At 49.1% G+C, this 20,314-nt stretch carries 22 protein-coding genes and 1 tRNA gene; 2 read left to right on the top strand and 21 right to left on the bottom strand.

Annotated elements, in window-relative coordinates; genetic code table 11:
• Positions 1-114: 114 nt before the first annotated feature.
• Positions 115-561, top strand: a complete 447-nt coding sequence (locus tag PHW04_06555) for a hypothetical protein (GenBank protein MDD2715539.1) — start codon at positions 115-117, stop codon at positions 559-561.
• Between the two features lie 188 nt (positions 562-749).
• On the opposite strand, the gene PHW04_06550 is transcribed toward PHW04_06555, so the two are convergent.
• The 20 genes from PHW04_06550 to fusA all read right to left on the bottom strand — a co-directional run bounded on the left by PHW04_06550 (position 750) and on the right by fusA (position 18,583).
• On the bottom strand, positions 750-2,885 hold the full coding sequence (locus PHW04_06550) for an aminotransferase class V-fold PLP-dependent enzyme (GenBank protein MDD2715538.1): 2,136 nt from the start codon (positions 2,883-2,885) through the stop codon (positions 750-752).
• Positions 2,882-4,261 carry a radical SAM protein gene (locus tag PHW04_06545; GenBank protein MDD2715537.1) on the bottom strand — a complete coding sequence of 460 codons (1,380 nt, stop codon included), beginning with the start codon at positions 4,259-4,261 and terminating at the stop codon, positions 2,882-2,884. Before PHW04_06545 ends, PHW04_06550 begins: the two co-directional genes overlap by 4 nt.
• Before the next feature lie 201 nt (positions 4,262-4,462).
• Positions 4,463-5,032 carry a DapH/DapD/GlmU-related protein gene (locus tag PHW04_06540; GenBank protein MDD2715536.1) on the bottom strand — a complete coding sequence of 190 codons (570 nt, stop codon included), beginning with the start codon at positions 5,030-5,032 and terminating at the stop codon, positions 4,463-4,465.
• Between the two features lie 3 nt (positions 5,033-5,035).
• Positions 5,036-6,469: a radical SAM protein gene (locus tag PHW04_06535; GenBank protein ID MDD2715535.1), complete on the bottom strand. Its 1,434-nt coding sequence runs from the start codon at positions 6,467-6,469 to the stop codon at positions 5,036-5,038.
• Positions 6,466-6,921, bottom strand: a complete 456-nt coding sequence (locus PHW04_06530) for a hypothetical protein (GenBank protein MDD2715534.1) — start codon at positions 6,919-6,921, stop codon at positions 6,466-6,468. The genes PHW04_06535 and PHW04_06530 overlap by 4 nt, the downstream gene beginning before the upstream one ends.
• 1 nt (position 6,922) lies before the next feature.
• Positions 6,923-7,660: a 3-oxoacyl-ACP reductase FabG gene (locus tag PHW04_06525; protein ID MDD2715533.1), complete on the bottom strand. Its 738-nt coding sequence runs from the start codon at positions 7,658-7,660 to the stop codon at positions 6,923-6,925.
• A complete protein-coding gene (locus PHW04_06520) occupies positions 7,657-8,061 on the bottom strand; it encodes an acyl carrier protein (protein ID MDD2715532.1) in 405 nt (134 codons plus the stop codon). Before PHW04_06520 ends, PHW04_06525 begins: the two co-directional genes overlap by 4 nt.
• Before the next feature lie 23 nt (positions 8,062-8,084).
• Entirely contained in the window at positions 8,085-8,207 is a 123-nt protein-coding gene (locus PHW04_06515; protein ID MDD2715531.1) for a hypothetical protein, read from the bottom strand.
• Positions 8,208-8,351: 144 nt separating this feature from the next.
• A complete protein-coding gene (locus PHW04_06510) occupies positions 8,352-8,942 on the bottom strand; it encodes a nitroreductase family protein (GenBank protein MDD2715530.1) in 591 nt (196 codons plus the stop codon).
• Positions 8,943-8,961: 19 nt separating this feature from the next.
• A complete protein-coding gene (locus PHW04_06505) occupies positions 8,962-9,522 on the bottom strand; it encodes a hypothetical protein (GenBank protein ID MDD2715529.1) in 561 nt (186 codons plus the stop codon).
• A 1-nt stretch (position 9,523) separates the two neighbouring features.
• Complete coding sequence (locus PHW04_06500; GenBank protein MDD2715528.1) at positions 9,524-10,042, bottom strand: hypothetical protein; 519 nt, start codon at positions 10,040-10,042, stop codon at positions 9,524-9,526.
• Positions 10,035-10,589: a hypothetical protein gene (locus PHW04_06495; protein MDD2715527.1), complete on the bottom strand. Its 555-nt coding sequence runs from the start codon at positions 10,587-10,589 to the stop codon at positions 10,035-10,037. The genes PHW04_06500 and PHW04_06495 overlap by 8 nt, the downstream gene beginning before the upstream one ends.
• Before the next feature lie 40 nt (positions 10,590-10,629).
• Positions 10,630-11,379 (bottom strand): 3-oxoacyl-ACP reductase FabG, encoded by a 750-nt coding sequence (locus PHW04_06490; protein ID MDD2715526.1) that lies wholly within the window; start codon positions 11,377-11,379, stop codon positions 10,630-10,632.
• Positions 11,376-12,620: a beta-ketoacyl-[acyl-carrier-protein] synthase family protein gene (locus PHW04_06485; protein MDD2715525.1), complete on the bottom strand. Its 1,245-nt coding sequence runs from the start codon at positions 12,618-12,620 to the stop codon at positions 11,376-11,378. Before PHW04_06485 ends, PHW04_06490 begins: the two co-directional genes overlap by 4 nt.
• A complete protein-coding gene (locus PHW04_06480; protein MDD2715524.1) occupies positions 12,617-13,876 on the bottom strand; it encodes a beta-ketoacyl synthase N-terminal-like domain-containing protein in 1,260 nt (419 codons plus the stop codon). The genes PHW04_06485 and PHW04_06480 overlap by 4 nt, the downstream gene beginning before the upstream one ends.
• Positions 13,873-14,337, bottom strand: a complete 465-nt coding sequence (fabZ, locus tag PHW04_06475; GenBank protein ID MDD2715523.1) for a 3-hydroxyacyl-ACP dehydratase FabZ — start codon at positions 14,335-14,337, stop codon at positions 13,873-13,875. The genes PHW04_06480 and fabZ overlap by 4 nt, the downstream gene beginning before the upstream one ends.
• A 55-nt stretch (positions 14,338-14,392) precedes the next feature.
• Complete coding sequence (locus PHW04_06470; GenBank protein MDD2715522.1) at positions 14,393-15,661, bottom strand: Y-family DNA polymerase; 1,269 nt, start codon at positions 15,659-15,661, stop codon at positions 14,393-14,395.
• Positions 15,658-16,047 (bottom strand): translesion error-prone DNA polymerase V autoproteolytic subunit, encoded by a 390-nt coding sequence (umuD, locus tag PHW04_06465; protein ID MDD2715521.1) that lies wholly within the window; start codon positions 16,045-16,047, stop codon positions 15,658-15,660. The genes PHW04_06470 and umuD overlap by 4 nt, the downstream gene beginning before the upstream one ends.
• Before the next feature lie 359 nt (positions 16,048-16,406).
• Positions 16,407-16,483 (bottom strand) — tRNA-Arg (locus tag PHW04_06460).
• Positions 16,484-16,495: 12 nt separating this feature from the next.
• On the bottom strand, positions 16,496-18,583 hold the full coding sequence (gene fusA / locus PHW04_06455; protein ID MDD2715520.1) for an elongation factor G: 2,088 nt from the start codon (positions 18,581-18,583) through the stop codon (positions 16,496-16,498).
• 148 nt (positions 18,584-18,731) lie between these two features.
• Between fusA and PHW04_06450 the strand changes: the two genes are divergently transcribed.
• The gene (locus tag PHW04_06450; protein ID MDD2715519.1) at positions 18,732-19,070 is read left to right on the top strand and encodes a hypothetical protein; all 339 of its coding nucleotides are present in this window, start codon (positions 18,732-18,734) and stop codon (positions 19,068-19,070) included.
• A gap of 59 nt (positions 19,071-19,129) precedes the next feature.
• Here the strand turns inward: PHW04_06450 and PHW04_06445 are convergent, their stop codons facing one another.
• A complete protein-coding gene (locus PHW04_06445; protein MDD2715518.1) occupies positions 19,130-20,308 on the bottom strand; it encodes a glycosyltransferase family 4 protein in 1,179 nt (392 codons plus the stop codon).
• Positions 20,309-20,314 lie beyond the last annotated feature (6 nt).

Genomic DNA, 20,314 nt, shown 5'->3' with positions numbered 1-20,314 from the left:
TAAACTTGTTCACAGATTCCACTGTAACTCTACATAATATTTTATCCGCGATTTTGCAAAATAGGAATTTTTTTGTTAATTTTAGATCAACAATATCTAATGGAGTGTGAAACGATGAAACCGGTATGCCAGGCGTATGTAAAGAACATCAGACTCATCGGTGCCCTGATGTCTATCATCCCAACTGTGGCCACTTCGATTTACATTCTTTTCAACTGCAGATTCAGGCCTGTTTATTTGCTGCGCCTGCTGCTTTCCCTCGGATTCGGCGGCCTGGCCGGCGCCATGTCCAATGAGATGGCTGTCAAGGCCTGGCTCAAGCTGATCAAGGAAAAAAACCTGGAAAAAGCAGTGAAACAGGGAGCTGTGGGCGGCCTGCTGGCAGGGATCACCACTGCCATTGTCCCGCCGCTGACAGGATTCATTTCATCCAGCAATCCGGATAAAGCCAATAAAATACTCGTGTCCTCAGTATTTTCAGGAGCAGTAATCGGAACCCTGTTCGGCTCATTTCTCGGCTACATGGGCTTCAAGTACATGCTGGACGACAGCGAAGAGTAATTAGAAACTTAAATTTATTAAGCAAATTTTCGTGGTGTGCAGCCAGATGTTGTGCATACTCTTTGATTGGTGGCGGGTCCTGTCCTGTGGCAACTTTTTTCCTCCTTCGCTTCGCTCAGTGCGCCAAAAAGTTGCCACTGGCCACCCCACATGGATTTCAGCAGATAAATCGGGAAAATTTGCTGAAGCTAGACTGCTGGCTTGCGGGCGGCGATGATGTCGATCATCCCGCTGAAACTGCCGGTGATCCTGACATCTCTGAATCCGCTTTTTTCCAGGAAAACCGGGATTTTTCCCGCGAAATTGTCCCTGGAATTGAATTCCACTCCTGTCAGGATATTGCCCCAGAGTTTGCGTATGTACCAGGCACTTATTTTCCCGGAAATGCCCACCGGCTTCCCAAACTCCGCAATGCTGACCATTCCTCCTGGTTTCAGCACGCGGAAGAATTCATTGAACAGCTTGAGCTTGCCTTCCCTTGAGATCTGATGCGTCACCAGGCTCAGCACTATCGCGTCAATAGAGGAATCACGGACCGGCAGTTCGGGCGTCTCAGCCACCTGCACAAAAGCCATGAGTTTGTGCTTGATCTTCTTGCCCACAGCCACTTCCAGCATGCCGAAGCCTGGGTCGCAGCCTATGTATGTGCCGCTGAAATCCGAATTTGCAAGGATATACTCCAGCATCAGCCCTGTGCCGCAGCCATAGTCAAGCAGTGTCCCGCCTGAGAGCCCTGGCAGATTATCGAGCAGCGCTTGTCTGAACTTTTTGTATTTCCACAGCCAGTGCAGCTTCATGCCTATGTCATAATATCTGGCCTGATCTTCGTGCCTGCGGTTCACAAGCTTCATTGTCCGGCCCTCCATGACGTATTTTTTATACAAAAAAGGATGCGCTGCGATCCAGGAGGCAAACCCGCCTGCCAGCACCACAACTTCTGAAAATCCCAGTTTTCTGAGCAGAAAGCTGCTCCTGTAGGCGTCTGCTCCGTATTCGCAGAGCAGCACTATTTTCCTGTCTCTTGGAAAGCGGGCAGACTCCTCTTCCAGTTTGAAAATGTCTGCCTTGTCCGCCATTGGCAGCATGCCGCTGAGAGCCCGCTGGAAACCGTATCTCAGGTCCACAATGTAATAATCGCTGTTGATCAGTATGGTTTCATCAAGCGCAACAGGACTTAACAGAGTGGTTTCAGTGTTGTCCTCCTGCAGGATCTTTTTCAAGCGCTTCAGGCAGTATTTCAGCTCATCCGGAGTTGTGTATTTCCCGAGGCTGAATCTTAGTGAGCTCCTGGCTTCATCTTCGCTTAGCCCGATGGCTGTGAGAACGTGTGATATGTCCTTCTTGCCCTCTGAGCAGGCAGATCCCATGGAGACGGAGATTCCATAATAATCCAGTAAGGACAGCAGTTTGCGGTTGTCGAAGCCGGGAAACCGGATGTTCATAGTTCCAGGAACTCTTTCCCTTGCTGATCCGTTCAGGGTGGCGGCAGGATGGAATTTGCGGATGTTTCTAAGAAAGTATGCGCTGAGTGCCTTCTGCCTGGGAATGTCAGCCAGACTGTTTTCAGAGACAATGCGGCAGGCTTCCCCGAATCCGATGATCCCGCTGAAATTCTCTGTCCCACCGCGCAGCAGACTTTCCTGATGCCCGCCGTGCAGGAGAGGGGTGAACTGCCTGCGGTTCCTGATGTACAGGGCTCCGCACCCCTTGGGTCCATGTATCTTATGGGCTGAGAAAGTAAGGAAATCCACGCCGGTTTTCCGGACATCCACCTGGATCTTCCCCACAGCTTGTACTGCATCTGTGTGGAACAGTGCTCCGTGACTGTGCGCTATTTCCACTAGCCTGGCTATATCCTGGATCGTGCCGATCTCATTGTTCACCGTCATGACCGAAACCAGGGCAGTGTCATTCGTAATTACTGCCTCAAGCGCCTCAGGCCTGATGATTCCATCCCTGTCCGGCGCCAGGAACACTACTTCAGTGCCCCTGCGCTCCAGAAATTTGCAGGTGTCGAAGATCGAGGCATGTTCGAATTGACTGGTAATGATTTTCCCGGGCATGGCAGCTGCAATCCCTTTGATGACCGCGTTGTTGGCTTCTGAGCCGCCGGAAGTGAACAGCACCTGCTCAGGAGAAGCATTGATCAGGCGCGAGACATGGACCCTGGCCTCTTCCATCAGGCTCCTGCTCATCCTGCCTGTGGCGTGCAGAGAGGAGGGATTGCCGAAGCAATCAAGGCTTTCCCTGACCGCCTTTTTCACCTGCGGATCGAGCGGAGTGGTGGCATTGTAGTCGAGATACACTTTGCGCCTGAAAATCATGTGCCTCTCCTTTGGAGATTGTTGAAAACGCAGCAGGGATATGAGCCTGACCCGTTTATCTGATACTGGGTGCAGCATTTCATGGCTCTGCTGAGGTCGAAATTATGGCGGTCCATGAAATGATGGATGAAAATGGATTTCACATGGCTGCCTGCAATGGAAAAAAGCCTGCCTGCCTCGCAGGAAGATTCCCCGTCGACTTCGCAGATGATTTTTTTGATCGTGGCAAGAATTTTCTGCGACTCAGGCTGAATTCCTGAAGAAGACCAGAGATCATAAATGCATTCCCTGATCTTTTCGTATGTCTCAAGTTCGAATCCGGCCATTGCCCTGTTCTTGATCAGGTCCAGATAATCGTCTGCCTTGGCCAGGCGGTTGAGAGGTATGAATTCGCCCTGGCCGAGCTTCAGCAGATATGTGAGTGAAAAGCAGGCAGGATGCGAGCAGGGCAGAGAGACTATGTCTTCCTCCCTGATCATTCCCCTGGAACCTGCGGCAATTTCCGCGATCACTTCCTGGATTGTGGTCACATCCTGAAAATCGTATTTCACTCCCGGATTCGCGAAAGACAGGGGCTGGAACATGATCGAGCGCAGAAAGTCCTTTTGCAGAAAGAATTCCAGCACTTGAGAGATACCTTTGAGATTGGCATTTCTGGCCACTGTCATCACCAGCGAGGAAGGGGCGTTCCTCTTTTCCAGCATTTCCAGGATCTTCAGCTTTTCGTCGAGCAGGTTTTCACCGCGTAAAGCCTGATAATAAGCGTCCGAAAACCCGTCGAACTGCAGGGAAATGAAAATATTCCGGCGCAACAGCTCAGCGAGCAGCTCCGGCTTTTTTAAAAACAGCCTGCCGTTCGTGCTGATGGATACACCCAGGATTTCCTGGCGCAGGGCAATGTCAAGCAGCTCAGTAAGCTGAGGATGCAGAGTCGGCTCGCCTCCGCTCAGGTTGATCAGCTCGAGATTTCCTTCAGTCCTGACCAGCCGCTCGATTATTTTCTTGAATTCAGCTGGTTCCATAAAGAATGAGCTGCGGTTGTCTGCTATGCAGATCGGGCATTTGAAATTGCAGTGATCAGTGATCTCAATGATCGGCAGGCAGGTGTGCTGCTGATGCTCGTTGCAGAGCCCGCAACTGTCCGGGCAGCCCTGATATTTTTTTTCGAATTCCAGCGGATAGAGGGCCGGCTTGTTGATGCGCAGATTCCTGAGATAGGTTTCCCTGTCCCTGTAGATCAGGGCCAGGGATTCGCCATGTACAGGGCAATGCTTGAGAAGATATACGCAGTCGTTTTCAAACACGATTTTAGCCTGAACGATTTTCCCGCATTCAGGGCAGAGGCTGCGCGTGATTTTAAAGTATTCGTAGTCCATGAGTCCTCACCTGCAATCACCTAATTCGGCAAATTTTAGTGATGTGCAGCCAAAAGTTGTGCCAGATCATTGCTTTGTGGCGGGTCCTGTCCTGGCATCTGAAGCTGTTGAAAAACCCTCCGGGTTTTGTTACAGCTTCGGACACCCGGCCACCCCACAAAAGATACTGCGGATTGATAAGGAAAATTTGCCATTCTAACGTCAGTCATCATTTTCTGCCAGCACCTCTGCCAGCGGCCTGGCCGGATTACCGACTACCGTTGTTCCGGGTGCTACGTCGTTCAACACCACAGCGCCAATCCCGGTCACCGCATTGTCGCCGACAGTCACTCCCCCGCGGATGATTGTGCCTCCGCCGATCACCGCGTTCTTCCCGATTTTGACCCTGCCGATGCGCAGACTGCTGTGTGTCATCTCGTGAGTGGCGATCTGCACACCCAGGCCGATCAGGGCATTGTCATCAATGCTGACCAGTTCTGGAAAGGACGGCTCAATCGAAACCCAGACCGCGAATTCCACGTTTTTCCCGATCTTTACGCCCATCAGCCTGAAGATAAAGGTTTTGAGATCAGATGTGGGCGCCACAAAGGCCAGCATGCTGAGAAAATAATTTTTCAGCAGCCGCACCCGCTTCGCAGGAGTCGGCCAGCACAGGCAGCAGAATCTGTTTTCGCGGAAATTGGCCGCAGGCCCCTTGATCTTTACAAAAGGGTCATCGCTTTTCAGAAAATCCCTGATTTTTTTCCCTGAAGTTTTCAGATAATCGTCCATTTTTCAGTCCTTTTTCCAGAACCGCTCGTCATGCATGCGGTAAAAAAGATTGTAACTGCAGGCAGGAGTGAAAGAGCCGTCAGTGTCAGGCACCAGGTCGCCGCAGCGCACTATCCTGGAGAGGTCGAAATTGTCCTCATCCATGTGCGAATGGATGTAGATGTTTTTGATGCATTTCTCAGCTTCTTTCTGGCGCTCGAATTCGGACAGCCTCTTTTCCGGAAACAGTCGTAAAATCATGTCCCTGAGTATTTTCAGGATCTTGTCTGCTTCAGGAAAGGTGTCTCTGTTGGCATAAATTTCCCCGATCTTGGAGTTCAGCAGTTCCTGGAACGATTCGTCAGGCCTGATCAGGTAGCCGCTGCCCAGCAGTCTGCGGTATTCCTCATTAGAAAACAACCGCTTCAGCGGAAAAGTGCCGGCCTGGCCATGGAAGAAATAGCAGACTGAATAGCACAGAGGATGCGAACCCGGCAGGGGCGTGAAATCATCTGGAGTAAACACATCCGGCATTGCGGAGCAGATGTTTCCTATCACTTCGTCAATCGGCAGATGCTCCCTCGGCCCGAAGTCCTTTCCACCGAAGCCTGTATAGGTCATATTCTGGATGGAGAGATTGCGGATAAAATCGTGGCTCAGGCAGAATTTCAGGACATCCCCGATTTCTCTGTCATTCAGATTCTTGATTGAGACATTGAGAAGAGTGGTGTTGACTCCGTGTTTTTCCAGGTTTTCCAAGGCTTTCATCTTCTGATCAAGTATGTCCTGGCCGTGTATTTTCGCAGTAGTTTCGTGATTGAATGAATTGAAGGAGAGTATCACGTAAATACCGTATTCCGATAGTTTCTGCACCAGGCTTTCGTCCTGGGCCAGGGTCAGGCCATTGGAATTCAGGGTCACCCTGCCGATCTCAGGCCTTCTGCACAGGTCGAGCAGATCGAAAAGCTGCGGATGCAGGGTAGGCTCGCCCCCGGTAATGTTGATCAGATCCACTTTGCCTTGCGCCAAAACGATATTTTCGATAATCTTCCCGAACTCTTCTTTGCTCATGAAATACTTTATGTCATTGCGGTTATAGGTGAAACAGATGGGGCAGTCCAGGTTGCAGGCATTGGTGATGGAAAAAACGGGAAGATTCAGGCCTTTTTCATGCCAGGCGCAGAGCCCGCAATCAAAGGGGCAGACTTTGTCGATTTTTCTTGCCACTGCTTTCGGTCTGTCTGTGACCTGCCGGGATTCTATCACTTTCAGATACCATCCTGCGTCTCTGGCAAGCATGGACTCGCTTTCTCCGTGCTCAGGGCAGATATTCCTTTGATATACGCTTCCGTCCCTGACAATGATCTGGCTGTCCACTATTTTCCGGCATTTGCGGCACATACCCTGAGTCAGGTCCAGAAATCTGTATGATCTGAGTGCCCTTCCGTCTTTTTTCACAGGAATTTGGCCTTTTCACAGAGTGATCTGAAATTCTGCCTGGCTTCGTCAGGGTCATTGAGTTCCTGCAGGGGCAGGTTGCAATACAGGCAGCGGCTGCATTCGGCAACTACACTGTCATTGATGAGTACTCTGCTGCTCACTACTCCGCCTTCTTCATTGTGATTGATCAGCTCCGCCTCCAGGGAAAGCAGAGACCCGCAACTGGCGTCTCCGCCAAACCTGACCAGGTCCATGCCTGTGATTAAAGGCTGGAATTTGAAATCATGGGTGTACTGGATCAGCCAGGAGGAAAGCTGAGCCATGGCTTCCAGCAGAAATACAATCGGAAAATTCCCTTCTTCGCTGTAAGGGGATGAAAGGAAACATTCTTCATAGGAGACTGCTTTTTTTCCCCGAATTGATCTGCCTGAACTCACTTCTGTGATTGAATCAACGAACAGGAAGCGCAATTCAGATTCCTCCGTCTGCAAAGAGATTCTGTGAATTGACGTAGCTGCCCTTGTCGGAAGCCACGAAAGCAACCAGTTCAGCGACCTCGGCAGGCTTACCCGGCCTGCCTGCCATGCAGTATTTCAGATATTCCTGATACTGCTTCTCAGGCACATTCTTGCCGATCCCGCTGTCCAGCATGCCCGGCACTATGTTGTTTACCCGGATGTTGTATCTGGCGAGTTCGCGCGACAGGGCCAAAGTGAATCCGCTGATCGCAGCCTTGGCTGCTGCGTAATGCACAGGCACTTCCAGCAGCCTGTGGCCTGCCAGCGAACCGATATTCACAATCGATCCTGATTTGCGCCTGATCATGCCGCGCACCACTTCCTTTGTGACCAGGAAATAGCCTTTCACATTCACGTCCATGATCCTGTCCCAGTCTTCCTCTTCGATCAGGGGAAAAGGCATCACCTGGGTGACTCCTGCATTGTTCACCAGTATGTCGACTCCGCCCAGCTCTTTCTCAGCCATTCCTGCCATTTCACGGATCGCAGCAGAATCAAGCAGGGAGAGCTTGAAAGGTATGACTCTGCAATCGTATTTTTTCAGGTTTTCAATAATAGTCTGCGCCTTTTTTTCGTTCTGATGATAGGTGAAGACAAAAGATGCGCCTTCGCGGGCAAACACCTCACAGATCAGTTCGCCCAGGGCTCCGGTCCCGCCTGTGATCACAGCCCGTTTGTCCTTGAGTATCATGAGGCCTTATCTTCTGATTCGAGTTTTTCGGCCACAATGCGCAAAAAGGTCCTGGGAGTAAAGAGAGTGGGAATATCGCTCGCCCTCATGCCTGGCTTGAATTTATCCGCCGCCACTTCCGGCATCTGTTCCCTGAGTTTTTCCAGCGCTGCAGCAGACAGAATCCCGTCCTGCTCGAATTCTTCGTCAGTCAGGGTTTTTCTCGCCTTGTTTTCCATTTCCCCGCGGGAAAGCCTGATTTTGAAAGTCTGTTCCAGCCTGAAAACCAGGTCCAGCAGGTCCAGGGATTCTGCGCCCAGGTCATTGACCAGGGAACTGTCAAGCTCGATTTTTTTCCGGTCAACTCCCAGCGCAGTCACCAGGCAGTCTTTGACTTTTTCCATGATTTCGCTGTCTTGCATTTATTCACCTCAGAAAGCTTTGCTTACATGAAAATCAGCCTGTATTTCGCTGTTCCCACAGACAGACTCCTGCTCCGGTCGTTTCGTCCTGCATCCAGTGCCGGCTGCAGGACTTCACTTATCTGCGGCTGCGCGCACCTCAGCATCCTGCTTCGGTGGGATTCTACCACAAGCCAGGTTTTCAGCAACGCCTTTGAACTCCTCCGCAGGAGCCAGTCTGTGGGCATGAATACTCGGCAAATTTTACGCACGACTTCTGGCTGCACACCACCAAAATTTGCCCTCATTCATTATTTTATCACAAAAATCTTGTCCAGTTCTTTTTTGCGGGGTATTGCAGGTTCCTCGGCAGGATAACCCACAGGGATCAGGGCTGCCAGAAAATACGGTTCCTTCAACCCAATGTAACCGGATATCTCCCGGGCTGCGATCAGAGGCCCAGTCATCCAGCAGGCACCAAGACCTGATGCGTGAAGCATAAGCAGCAGATTCTGGATTGCTGCGGAAACGCTGCACAGTTCCGGATTTACAGTCTGGACTAGCTGCAGTTCAGTCGGCAGGAAATAATTCAGGTAATTGGCTTCTTTGCAGGCAACAGCGATCAATCCAGGCGCATGCCGGAAAAAGCTGAAATAGGTGGCATAACGCGAATATTCCCCTCGCTTTTCCTGGTCCTCTATTTTCTGGCTCAGCTTGTTTACAGCAGCTTCCACAAGATCCGCAAGTGCAGAGATTTTCGTAGCATCTTCCAGATAGATAAACCGCCAGGGCTGTGAATTGCTGTTTGACGGCGCAGCCACTGCCGCCTCCACAGCCAGTTTGATCAGCTCAAGGGGTGGCTTGTCAGGCTTGAACTTGCGCACACTCCTGCGACTTTTCATAAGTTCAGTCAAAACATTTTTATAAATCATGATTTATCTCTTTTTTAACGTGTCTTGTGTTTGTTTTGCGAACTCTTGCTTTTTTTTCGTGCCTTTCGAATTCTTCCATAGCGAGTCTCGGCCCTACTATGCTACCGATTATCAACCCAAGTAAAATACCAGGGCCTGTTCCGAAAATTATGGACTCAGATATAGACTGCATATCATGAGTTAAAATTCCCATTACAAGAACTGGGCAGATTGCAGTTCCTACAATTCCCCCGATCAGCATGCCATGCGACATACCAATTACAAGTCCGAAAAAAATGGAACTCTTCTTCTTGTTTAGTATTTTATTCCTAACTGCAATAAGTATTTCCCATCCAGCAAAATATCCGAAAATAGGGCAGAAAATTAATGCACCTATAATTGATATGATAGGGATAGCATCGTTCCCTAAATCCATATCCAAGGTTTTCATAACAACATATCCGATACATAAAAATGGATACGTAATCGAAATTACTGTCATCATGCAATCAACTGCAAGATTTACACCATGGTTCCGCTTCGATTGACTGATTTGCTGGTTTTTACTCATTTTATTCCCTAGATCCCGATAATCTTATGGCTTCTTGCTTTGCTAATATTGGCCCTACAAAAATGCCGATTATCAACCCTATCAACATGCCAGGACCGGTTCCAACGAATGTACAAAATGAAAGATTTTCCCAAACTACGTCAAAATTCAAAGAAAATATTTTGATGAATGCGACTGGCGCTATTACAGTTCCGATTATTCCACCAATCAGAACTCCAAAGACAATTCCATGTTTTATACCAATTATTGAATATCCTTTTTTTTGATTTTTAATATCGTCATTTACTGCTGAATAGATTTTTCTTACGACATGTATGCCGATGTAATGGCAGACAAGAAATGCAATGTAAAAAGACATTGCGCGTGCAATAATGTGTCTGTTTCCGTAAAACATCTGGTTAATGAAATATCCAAAAAACAAGCATAACCCAGAAATTCCATCCACTGTCCGCAGATTATCTGGCCAATAGTTCTGCTGTTTCTTCAGACAAACTGTTTTTTCTTGCCTGTTTTCATCCATTTTCATCACCATGATCTGCGATAAGTTTCTGCTTTCTCTTGAGTTCTTTACTTTCCAGAAGCCGTCCGACGATACTGCCGATGACCATCCCAATTACCAGCCCAGGGCCGGTACCTAAAACAATCGCGCCTGACAACATTGAGTAGTTTAATGTTGCAACTCCCATTACTAGTACCGGACAGATTGCAGTGCCCACTATGCCACCTATCAGCAATCCAAACATTGAACCGTAACTTTGACCATTGTGTTCATCTTCCTGCTCGATGTTTGCCTTTTTGCTCCAAACAGCAGCGGAAATTTTTTTACCAGTCAGAAATCCCAGTGCAGGACAAAGTATAAATGCGGCCAGAAGAGATAGAACTGGAACAGCCTTGTTTCCTACATCCATATCCATGCCTGCCATGATCGAATATCCGATAACCAAGATGGGATAAGTGATAAAAATCACAACAGTCATGCAAAATACGGCTAGACTTTCATTTTCTTCGTGCTGTGACTGTGTAACAGGCTGTTTCTCAACCACATTAAGGGAATGTTTTTCGTCCATTATATTTCCTGCTTTTTTCGTGTCCAAAGCTTCTTGATTATCAATACACAATCCCGAATCCGCCATCAATGGAGATCACCTGTCCTGTGATGTAATCAGAGTCAGGGCCGGACAGGAAAGCCACCAGTTTCGCGACTTCTTCAGGGGAACCGAGCCGCTTCAGGAGTATCTTTTCCATGATTTTTTCCTTATTCCTGGCAAGAACTTCCCTGCTCATCTCGGTTTCTACAACTCCCGGAGCAACTGCATTCACAGTGATATTTTTTACGGCAAGCTCCACTGCAAGAGCCCTGGTGAGCGACTCTATCCCGCCTTTGCTGGCTATGTAATTGGCCTGACCACGGCCGCCTTTCTGGGCGAGCACTGACGACAGGTTGATGATCTTGCCTGATTTCTGGATCACCATGAATTTGGCAGCCGCACGGGACATGTTGAAAGTTCCTGTCAGATTTGTGTCCAGCACATCCTGCCATTCCTTTGAACTCATGCCCACAAAGCTGTATTCCCTCGTTATTCCCGCATTGTTCACCAGAATGTCGATCTTCCCGAAAGCCTGGAAAACCTCTTCTGCTGCTTTCCCGCAATCTTCCTCTTTCCTGATGTCGCATCTGATTTTCAGGGCGCGTCTCCCGCATTCCCTGATCAATTCACAGGCAGCTTCTGCCTGATCGTCTTCCTTGAGATAAGCGATCGCTACATCTGCTCCCTGGGCCGCCAGTTCCCTGGCAATGGCCAGACCTATGCCCCGGCCGCCGCCTGTAACCAGTGCGATTTTATCAATGAGTTTCATTTTTCCTCCCAGCGCTTGAGAATCAGGCAGGCATTCTGGCCGCCGAAACCGAAAGAATTCTTGAGAATGTATCTGCCGTTCCAAGCTCTGGATTGATTCGGCACATAATCCAGGTCGCATTCAGGGTCAGGATGCTCGTAATTGATCGTTGGATGAATCCTGTTGTGAATGAATCCGGTCAGGCTGGAAATAGTTTCCACTGCGCCTGCTGCAGCGATCAGATGCCCGATCATGGATTTAGTGGAACTGACCGGGATTTTTCCAGCTGACTCTCCAAAGACTTTTTTGATGGCCAGAGTTTCCATCACATCGTTCTTGGGAGTGGAAGTGCCGTGGGCATTGATGTATCCGATATCAGCAGGTTCAATGGCTGCGTCCCTGAGCGCCTGGCGCATGGAAAGCGCCGCTCCTTCGCCGCCCGGGTCAGGGTCAGTGGCGCGGTAGGCATCGAGCGAACTGCCGTAACCGATGATTTCCCCGTAAATCTTCGCCTTCCGGTTCAAAGCGGATTCCAACTCCTCCAGTACTATGACTCCGGCACCTTCTCCAAGCACTGCTCCATCACGCCTGCGATCAAACGGCCTGCAGGCTTTTGCACCAAGCTCATTCTTCTGTGAAAGCGCGCCCAGCAGGCTGAATCCGCCGATACCGAGAGGATTGAGCATGGAGTCAAACCCTCCTGCAAACATAAGCTTCACATCGCCTCTCCTGATTTTACGGAAAGAATGGCCGATGGCCTGAGTGCCTGCGGCGCAGGCAGAGCAGTTCAGGAAGCAGGGGCCTGACAGCCTGAATTTCCGGATCAGGTAGCGGCTCAAAGTATCCAGGGGAATCTGAATCGACTGTCCTGGCTGGGAATAACGCCTGAAAAATTCGGCATAGCGGATTTTTTCCTCGCAATTGAACACTACCTTTTCCAGAGGCAGCATTTCCAGGCTTACACCCAGGTTAAGCCCTCCGTCGATCTCCCCGGTAAAACCGGCATCCTGATATGCCTGCAGAAATGCGGAATATCCGAAACCGATCTTGTCATCGCCAGTGTCAGCCAGTTCTGAGACTGCTTCAGGAATCAGCTTTCTGTTTTTTACTTCTCCGCCGATCCTGACCGGGATTGTGCTGGCATTGAAGTGCTTGAGCATACTGATCCCGGAACGTCCTGCAAGAAGAGACGAGAAGTGTTCGACCTTATCTCCGCCGACAGGGGAAACAACTCCCAGTCCTGTTATCACCACCCTGTTCATGGACATCTCCGCAATATAAAACAGGTTTTGGGGTTCCCGCCGGAAAAAGCAGTACATAGGACTGTATCGATCTTTTTTTTCTGCAGGTTTCTTCCAGCTAAATTTAGATTTAGATCAGTATCGATTTCAGCAGGATCGAATCCCGGGGGTATAGTCTGTTCGTTCAGCATCAAGGCACTGCCCGCCAGATCAAAGGTTCCTGCTCCGGCAATAAAATCCCCGGTGTATCCCTTTACTGAGCAGACTTGAGGATTGTTACTTCCGAAAACTTCAGTGATCGCGGCAGCTTCTGCAGCATCTCCGCAAGGATCAGAGCAGGCGCCAGATAGTATGCAGTCGATTTCTCCGGGTTTCAATCCTGCCTTATTCAGGGCGCTGTTCAGCGTATTCACAAGATATAGTGGTTTCCTTGGAATAAACCCTGAGTCCAGATCGTTTTCGGTGCTGGCTCCGATGAGTTCAGCATAAACTTTTGCCTTTCTACGTTGTGCGTTCTCCAGGTTTTCGAGCATCAGACATGCACCGCCTTCTGAAACAATCATTCCTTTCCTGTGCGTACCGAATGGTTTGGATGCGGAAGCATTCTGGTTGATCAGACCGAAAGATTTCAGAGTCATGAAGCCGGTAAAGCTGACCTTGGCATCAACACCACCAGCAATAGCTGACTCCAGTTGTCCGGATTCAATATCAAGAAATGCTTCGCTGATGCTTTGCAGTACCTGCCCGCCAAATGAATTGAATACCAGATTCTGGCCCCTGATCCCGAGCAGGATGGAAATGAAGCAGGCAGGCATGTTTAGCAGGGTCTTGAAAGAAAGCAGTGGATCGCACTTGGGCAGGGCATTGCTTCCGAATCGCTCAAGATCCATCCTGCCGTCCCTTGTGGAGTTCCCGGCAATGGAGAGTATTTCTTCAATCTCTACTGAGGTGATGCCTGTGCCAAGATAAATGCCGATCGACTCAGGCGGAACTTCTTTAACAGCCAGGCCTGAGTCGGATGCTGCTTCCAGAGCGGTCACCACAGACATCTGCATTTCGCGATTCATGTATTTGAGAAGCTTGCGCTGGGAAATGTACTTTTCCGGTTCAAAACAGGTCAGTTTCCCGCCTGTATGGAACGGTATGCCGTATTTTTCAGGAAAATCCAATTCACCGTATGCAGTCTTGCCGGCGAGGAGTGAGCTCCAGTTGATCTCTCTGCCGACTCCATACGGGCTGATCATGCCGATCCCTGTGACAGCGACCCGCCTTTTCAAGCCTTTTGTATACCTTTCAGCCAGAATTCCTCGATCTTTTTTCTTTTTTCTTCCAGTGCAGGATCGTGGAAGCTTCTGAATACAAAGATCATGTCAGACTCGGCAGACACCCTGTTTCCGGCCAGAGCCTTTACCTTCACTTTACCCGAATCCTCATGCAGAGACTGGATCTCGGTCTTGAGGACCAGAACATCCCCAGGTTCGACAACATGTCTGAATTTGGTTTTTTCCATCATTGTCAGAAAAGCCTTGATTGAGATCTTGAATTCGGACTCCACCGACTTTTCCAGCAGCAGCCCGGATAATTGCGCCAAAGCTTCCAGGATCAGGACGCCCGGCATGATCGGGTGCCGTGGAAAATGATCTGTGAAAAAATCCTCGCTCAAGGTCACATTTTTGATACCCTGGGCGGATTTGCCGATATTGAACTCAGTTATTCTATCCATCAGGTAGAATCGCATATGTCACTAATAATATGGTTTTTTCTTTCGGTTGTCTATCTGACTGAAGAGCAGTTCACTTTGCTCTCGCCACAGGCAGTTCAGCCCAGGAAGTGGTGTATGAAGGCGAGCGCCTCTGCTGCTTCATTTTCCAGGCCCGTTTGATGCCTGTGGACGCGAAGCGCACTGTATCCCGGCCGAGTTTTTTATTGAGCCTGTCCATGGTTTCCATCAGTCTCAGTTTTTCGGGTGAACTCCCCTGCGGCTCGAACAGGTCCTGCTGCACAGCATTTTCCGGACAGATCTCTGAGAGGATCACGCCTGCCCTTTTGTAAGGAAAATCCGGCCGGAAAATCTTCCGAAGTCCGATCTCAGCTTCGGCTAAAAGATCCGGCGTGAACGAGGAAGGTTCCAGCAGGCCTCTGGTGCAGGCATTGGAATAGTAATTGTCCTTGAAACGGTTGGTGGAGATGAAAACTGTGATGAATCCGGCTACAGACTTCTGCTGCCTGAGCTTTTCCGCAGCTCTGGCAGTATGGCAGGCAATCGCTTCGCGCAGTTCGCAAAGTTCGATCGCGCAGCGGCCGAAAGTGCGGGAGACGCAGATGCCCTTTTTGGCGTGCGGAGTATGGTCCAGAGCGATGCAGGAAATTCCCCGCAGTTCATACACTGTACGTAAACCGACTACTCCCATGTGCTTTTTGATCCAGCCGTCGCGGCTGTCCCGCAACTGTCGTGCATTATGGACTCGATTACGTTTCAGCAGTTCTTCGAATCTGCGGCCTATACCCCAGACAGAACCGACATCAGCCTTTTCCAGAATCTGATCCAGGTCACTGCGGTCCAGCAGATTAAAAACCCCTCTCAAAACAGGATTCTTTTTGGCGAACTTGCTGGCAAGCTTGGCCAGGGTCTTGGTAGTCGCGATCCCGATCGAAACCGGAATCCCGGTCCATTTCAGCACGGTTTCGCGCATCCGCAATCCGTATTCAGTGAGGTTCAGCCCGAAACCCTCGAACCCCAGAAAGGCCTCATCGATCGAATAGATCTCGACTTCAGGGCTGAAACGGCGCAGAGTGCTCATCACACGCTGCGAAAGATCAGCGTATAGCGGATAATTGGAAGAGAGCAATCTGACATCGTGTTTTTTCAGCAGCTGGTCGAATTCAAAAACCGGATAACCCAGGCCCAGCCCAAGTGCTTTTGCTTCTGCCGAAGCTGCCACAATGCAGCCGTCGTTGTTGGAAAGCACTGCCACCGGCTTTCCCCGCAAGGCAGGGTTGAACACCCGTTCGCACGAGGCATAGAAGTTATTGCAGTCCACAAGGGCGTATATTTTATTCATGCCTGATGGATCGAATACGTCACGACTCCCCAGATCTCGCAGTTTGAATCCGGCTTGACCGGGATCGGGGCATATTTCGGGTTTTCAGGCAGGAGATAATGTTTTCCTTCCGCACAGCGCAGGCGTTTGACTGTGAATTCTCCGTCCAGCAAGGCTACCACTATCTTTCCGTCAGCAGCCTCAATCGCACGGTCCACGATCAGGATGTCGCCCGAATGGATGCCTGCATTGATCATGGAATCACCTTCCACCCGCACAAAAAATGTGGCTTCAGGATGTCTGATCAGGTGCTCATTCAGGTCCAGTTTTCGTTCTATATAATCGTCTGCCGGGGAAGGGAAGCCTGCAGCCACTCCGGCAGCGAAAAGAGGGAACGACTGATTCAGCCGACTCTCAAACCCGCCGAGAATCGTGACTTTTAATTTAACCGGCTCTGTCTTTCTGGACAAATCTGCTCCCATAACATGATATATGATTCCGAACTGAAATTCATTATTCTGGTTACTTTTCTCACCATTAAGCAGTTTGGTTCAGGTTTAGACTGAAATGCAAACATGCTTTTCCGAAACTGGAATTTTTAAAAAGCGGCAAGCTGTTTTGGAAAATTAAACCCATTATCCAGAATGTTCAAAAACGAGGTATGCAAGGCGCACTAGACCGAGCAAGGCGAAACCGTACTAAACGTACGGTGAGCCGCGCAGGCCTAGTGCAACGCAGCAGACCGATGTTTTTCAACATTCTGGGATGGTGCGCCTGAGTGGATTCGAACCACCTGCCTCAACATCCGGAGTGTTGCGCTCTATCCAAATGAGCTACAGGCGCGTGTTTTAAAAATTATTTTTCTGCTTCTGCTACCCTGAACTTCTTCAGTTCTTCCACAATATTCTGCGCAAGGTTTGCAGGCACTTCCTCGTAATGATCGAATTTCATGGCAAAGGTGCCTTTTCCCTGAGTCATGGATTTAAGATTGTTGATGTATTTATAAAGTTCAGCTTCTGGTACCAGCGCCTTGACTGTCTGGCTCTTTCCGTGGGATCCCATGCCAAGGATCCTGCCACGCCTGGAATTCAGATCCCCCATGATATCTCCCATGAATTCCTCTGGCACTTTGACTTCGATCTCCATGATCGGCTCAAGCAGAACCGGATTGGCTTTTTCCATCCCATCCTTCATGGCTATGGATCCGGCGATCTTGAAAGCGATATCTGAAGAGTCTACATCATGGTAAGATCCGTCCAGAACAGCCACATGAATGCCGATCACAGGGCATCCGGCGAGCACGCCGTGCTCAATGGCCTCCTTGACTCCTTTTTCTATGGACGGAATATATTTTCCAGGGATAGACCCGCCAAAGATCTTCTCTTCGAATTCGTAAACCTTGTCGATGGGCATCGGCGCAATTTCCATCACTACATGGCCATATTGTCCGCGTCCGCCTGACTGCTTCTTGTATTTCTTCTCGCAACCTGTCTTTTTCTTGATGGTTTCGCGATAAGTGATCCTGGGCTTATCCACATCCACCTGGACATTGTAGCGGGTTTTCAGCTTGTCGATGATATTGTTCAAATGAGATTCGCCCATTCCGTAAATCACCAGCTGAGAGAATTCAGCCATGAACTGCATTCTGAAAGTAGGATCTTCTTCCGAAATCTTCGCCAGAGCTGCTGAGCATTTTTCCTGGTCCACCTTTGTTTTGGGGACGATCGCGATGGAAAGGACAGGGTTCGGGAATTCGATTTTCGGGTAGGAAATTGGATTTTTAGGATCAGAAAGAGTCTGGCTCGTGTATGAACCCCTCAATTTCATGGTGATGCCTAAATCTCCAGGGCAGAGATCGCAGATATCCACTTTTTCCTTGCCGCGTAAAGACAGCACCTGGTTAATGCGCTCGGAATTGTCGTTTGAGGTGTTCAAAAGATCCATGCCGGTCTTAAGCAGGCCTGAGATCACCTTGAAGAAGACCAATTCCCCTGTATGCTGCTCCTGCTGGGTTTTGTAAATGAAAAGTGACACAGGTTCGGTTTCGCTGAGCTTCCGCACAGCTTCCTCGTGAGTGGCAGAATTGATTCCCTTCCATTCGGTGATCGCGGCAGGTGATGAGAACAGCAGTTCGAAGTTCAGAAACAGCTCTCTGGCACCAATGTTTTTATAGGCAGAGCCGCAGAACACTGGGAAGAACGTCCCCTGCTGATAGGACAAGCGGAGCCCGTTCAAGAACTCATCGGAAGACAGGGTGCCATCAGCAAAATATTTTTCCATCAGGGCTTCATTAGTCTCGGCAGCGGTTTCCATCAATTTTTCTCTGTGTTTTGCCGCTTCTTCTTTCAGATCAGCCGGGATCTCAGCTTCCTTTGAATTATCCCCTTCAGTTAGATACGCTTTCATCTGGATCAGGTCTATCACACCCTTTAAATTCTGCTCTCTGCCGATCGGGATAAACACCGGCAGGGCGTATTTACCAAAAGTTTCCTGCACCAGGCCAAGCATCTGGAAAAAGTCTGCCCGCTCCTTGTCCAGCTTGTTGATGAAAAAAGATCTGAAATTCTTTGTCTGTGCGGCAAACTCCCAGACTTTTTCAGTATGTCCGACAATCCCGGTTCCCGGATCAAGCACCATTACAATGTTCTCGGTTACCGGTACCACGCGTTTCACTTCAGCCTGGAAATCATCAAAACCCGGTGTGTCACAAAAATTGTATTTCAGTTCACCTTTTTCCAGGGTGACGAGTTTAGCTACCATGCTCATCTTTTTCTTGGTTTCTTCAGGCTGATAATCACAGACTGATGTTCCGTCATCAACGCGTCCAAGCCGGCTGTTTGCGCCGAGATTGAAGAGGATCGCTTCCAGGAGTGATGTCTTACCGGTTCCCCCGTTTCCAATAAAACTGATGTTGCGGATTTGGTCTGTTTTGTAAGACTTCATTGTCACTCCTTATGGTTTTGTCGTTACACAATTTTAAATTCATCCTATTTTAAGGAAGGAATCTTCAAAAAGCAAATACTCGGCCGGATTCTTTTGTTTTTCAGGCTTTTATGGTAATCTGCTGTCAATATTCTGTCAAGGAGCAAACATGAAAAAAGGATTTCTTTTCCTGCTCGTTCTATTGTCCCTAACAGCCTTCGCTTACAGCTTTTTAACCGTCAAGGAAGTGCTGGCTTCAAAAACAGGAAAGTTTGTCAGTGTCCAGGGCACTCTGCTTCAGACTGACTATATCGGCCAGTATCTTTTCATCCAGGACAAAACCGGCACAATCAAAGTAGACCTGCACAGTGATGACGTAAACTATTTCGGCTACGACAAACTGGGAGTTCAGGTCAAGGCCTGGGGATATGTCTGTGAAAACGCCAGTGAAAAGTACATCAAAGCCCGCAAGATTCAGGTGGGGGGACATTTTTATTACAGCAATTGAAGTAACAGTCCACTAGTGGCCAAACGCAGACGGTAGGCAATGGCATGGCTTTCCAAAGATCAGATGTGGATTGCTTTTGCGTTGAGAAGATGCAGATATAGTTCATCGATCTGATTGACCATCCGCTCCACCGGGAACAGGCTGAGCGCAAGTTTTCTTCCCCTGATCGCCATCATGCTGGCCTCAGCCTTGTTTTCCATCATGAAAATCAATGCATCAATAAGTGCCTCCACATTTTCAGGAGGAGTCAAAAGGCCGGTAGTATGGTCAACTATTATTTCTGACGCGCCGTCAATATCAAAGCTGACGACTGGCTTTCCCATCAGAAGAGCCTGCGGCAGTATCTTTGCCAGTCCCTCGCGCAAAGAAGCGTGAACCAGTAAATCCATCAGTGCTATATAGCGCTGTATTTCCGAATTCGGCACCTCTCCTGCAAAAATCACTCTGGAAAGCACTCCCAGTTCTTCAGCCTGGGCTGTCAAGGCATCCCTGAGTATGCCGTCTCCCACCAGCAGCAATCTGGCACTGGGAATTTTCTTCAGCACTTCCCGAAAAGCTGAGATCAGATATTTATGCCCTTTGAGGTCATATAATCTGGCCACTTTTCCGATTACCACATCCTCGGGCTCGATTCCCAGTCTCCTGGCAAGACCTTCATCTTTTTTAGCATAAAGGTATGGATCAACCGGAAAACCGCTGCGCACCAGATAGAATTTTTCTCTCCCTGCGATACCGGCCTGGACAGATTTGTCTATCATGGCTTTTGCCACGCAGAGGATCAGGTCTGTGATTCCAGCTACGCTTTTTTCCAGAGCTATCTGAAGCTGGTTTAAATATTCTGACTGATAGGGGTGGAAGGGCAGGCCATGAATCGTGTGCACCCGGATCGGCACTCCCGCCATTTTGGCCGCAAGTCGTCCAATAATTCCTGTTTTGGCGGAATGGGTGTGCACAATATCGAATTTGTTTTTCCTGAGAAAAAAGTACAGTTCAAAGAGAGTGATCAAATCCTTGAACGGATTTATCTCCATCTGCAGCTGCGAAAAAACAGTGTAATGAATCTCGTGCTCCCTGCAGAAGGCAAGCAGATCATCTTCCGGACCTTCAAGAGGACCTGTCAGAAGTCTGACGTCATACCTGTCGGTCTTTTGCAGGCCTTCAATAGTCAGAAGTGTGTTTTCCTGGGCTCCTCCCAGAATCAGCCGCGTGATTATATGCAGTACTTTGATTTTTCTCATCCTGAA

Source organism: Candidatus Wallbacteria bacterium, assembly GCA_028687545.1.
GTDB lineage: Bacteria > Muiribacteriota > JAQTZZ01 > JAQTZZ01 > JAQTZZ01 > JAQTZZ01.
This window is presented reverse-complemented; position numbering and strand designations above follow the sequence as displayed.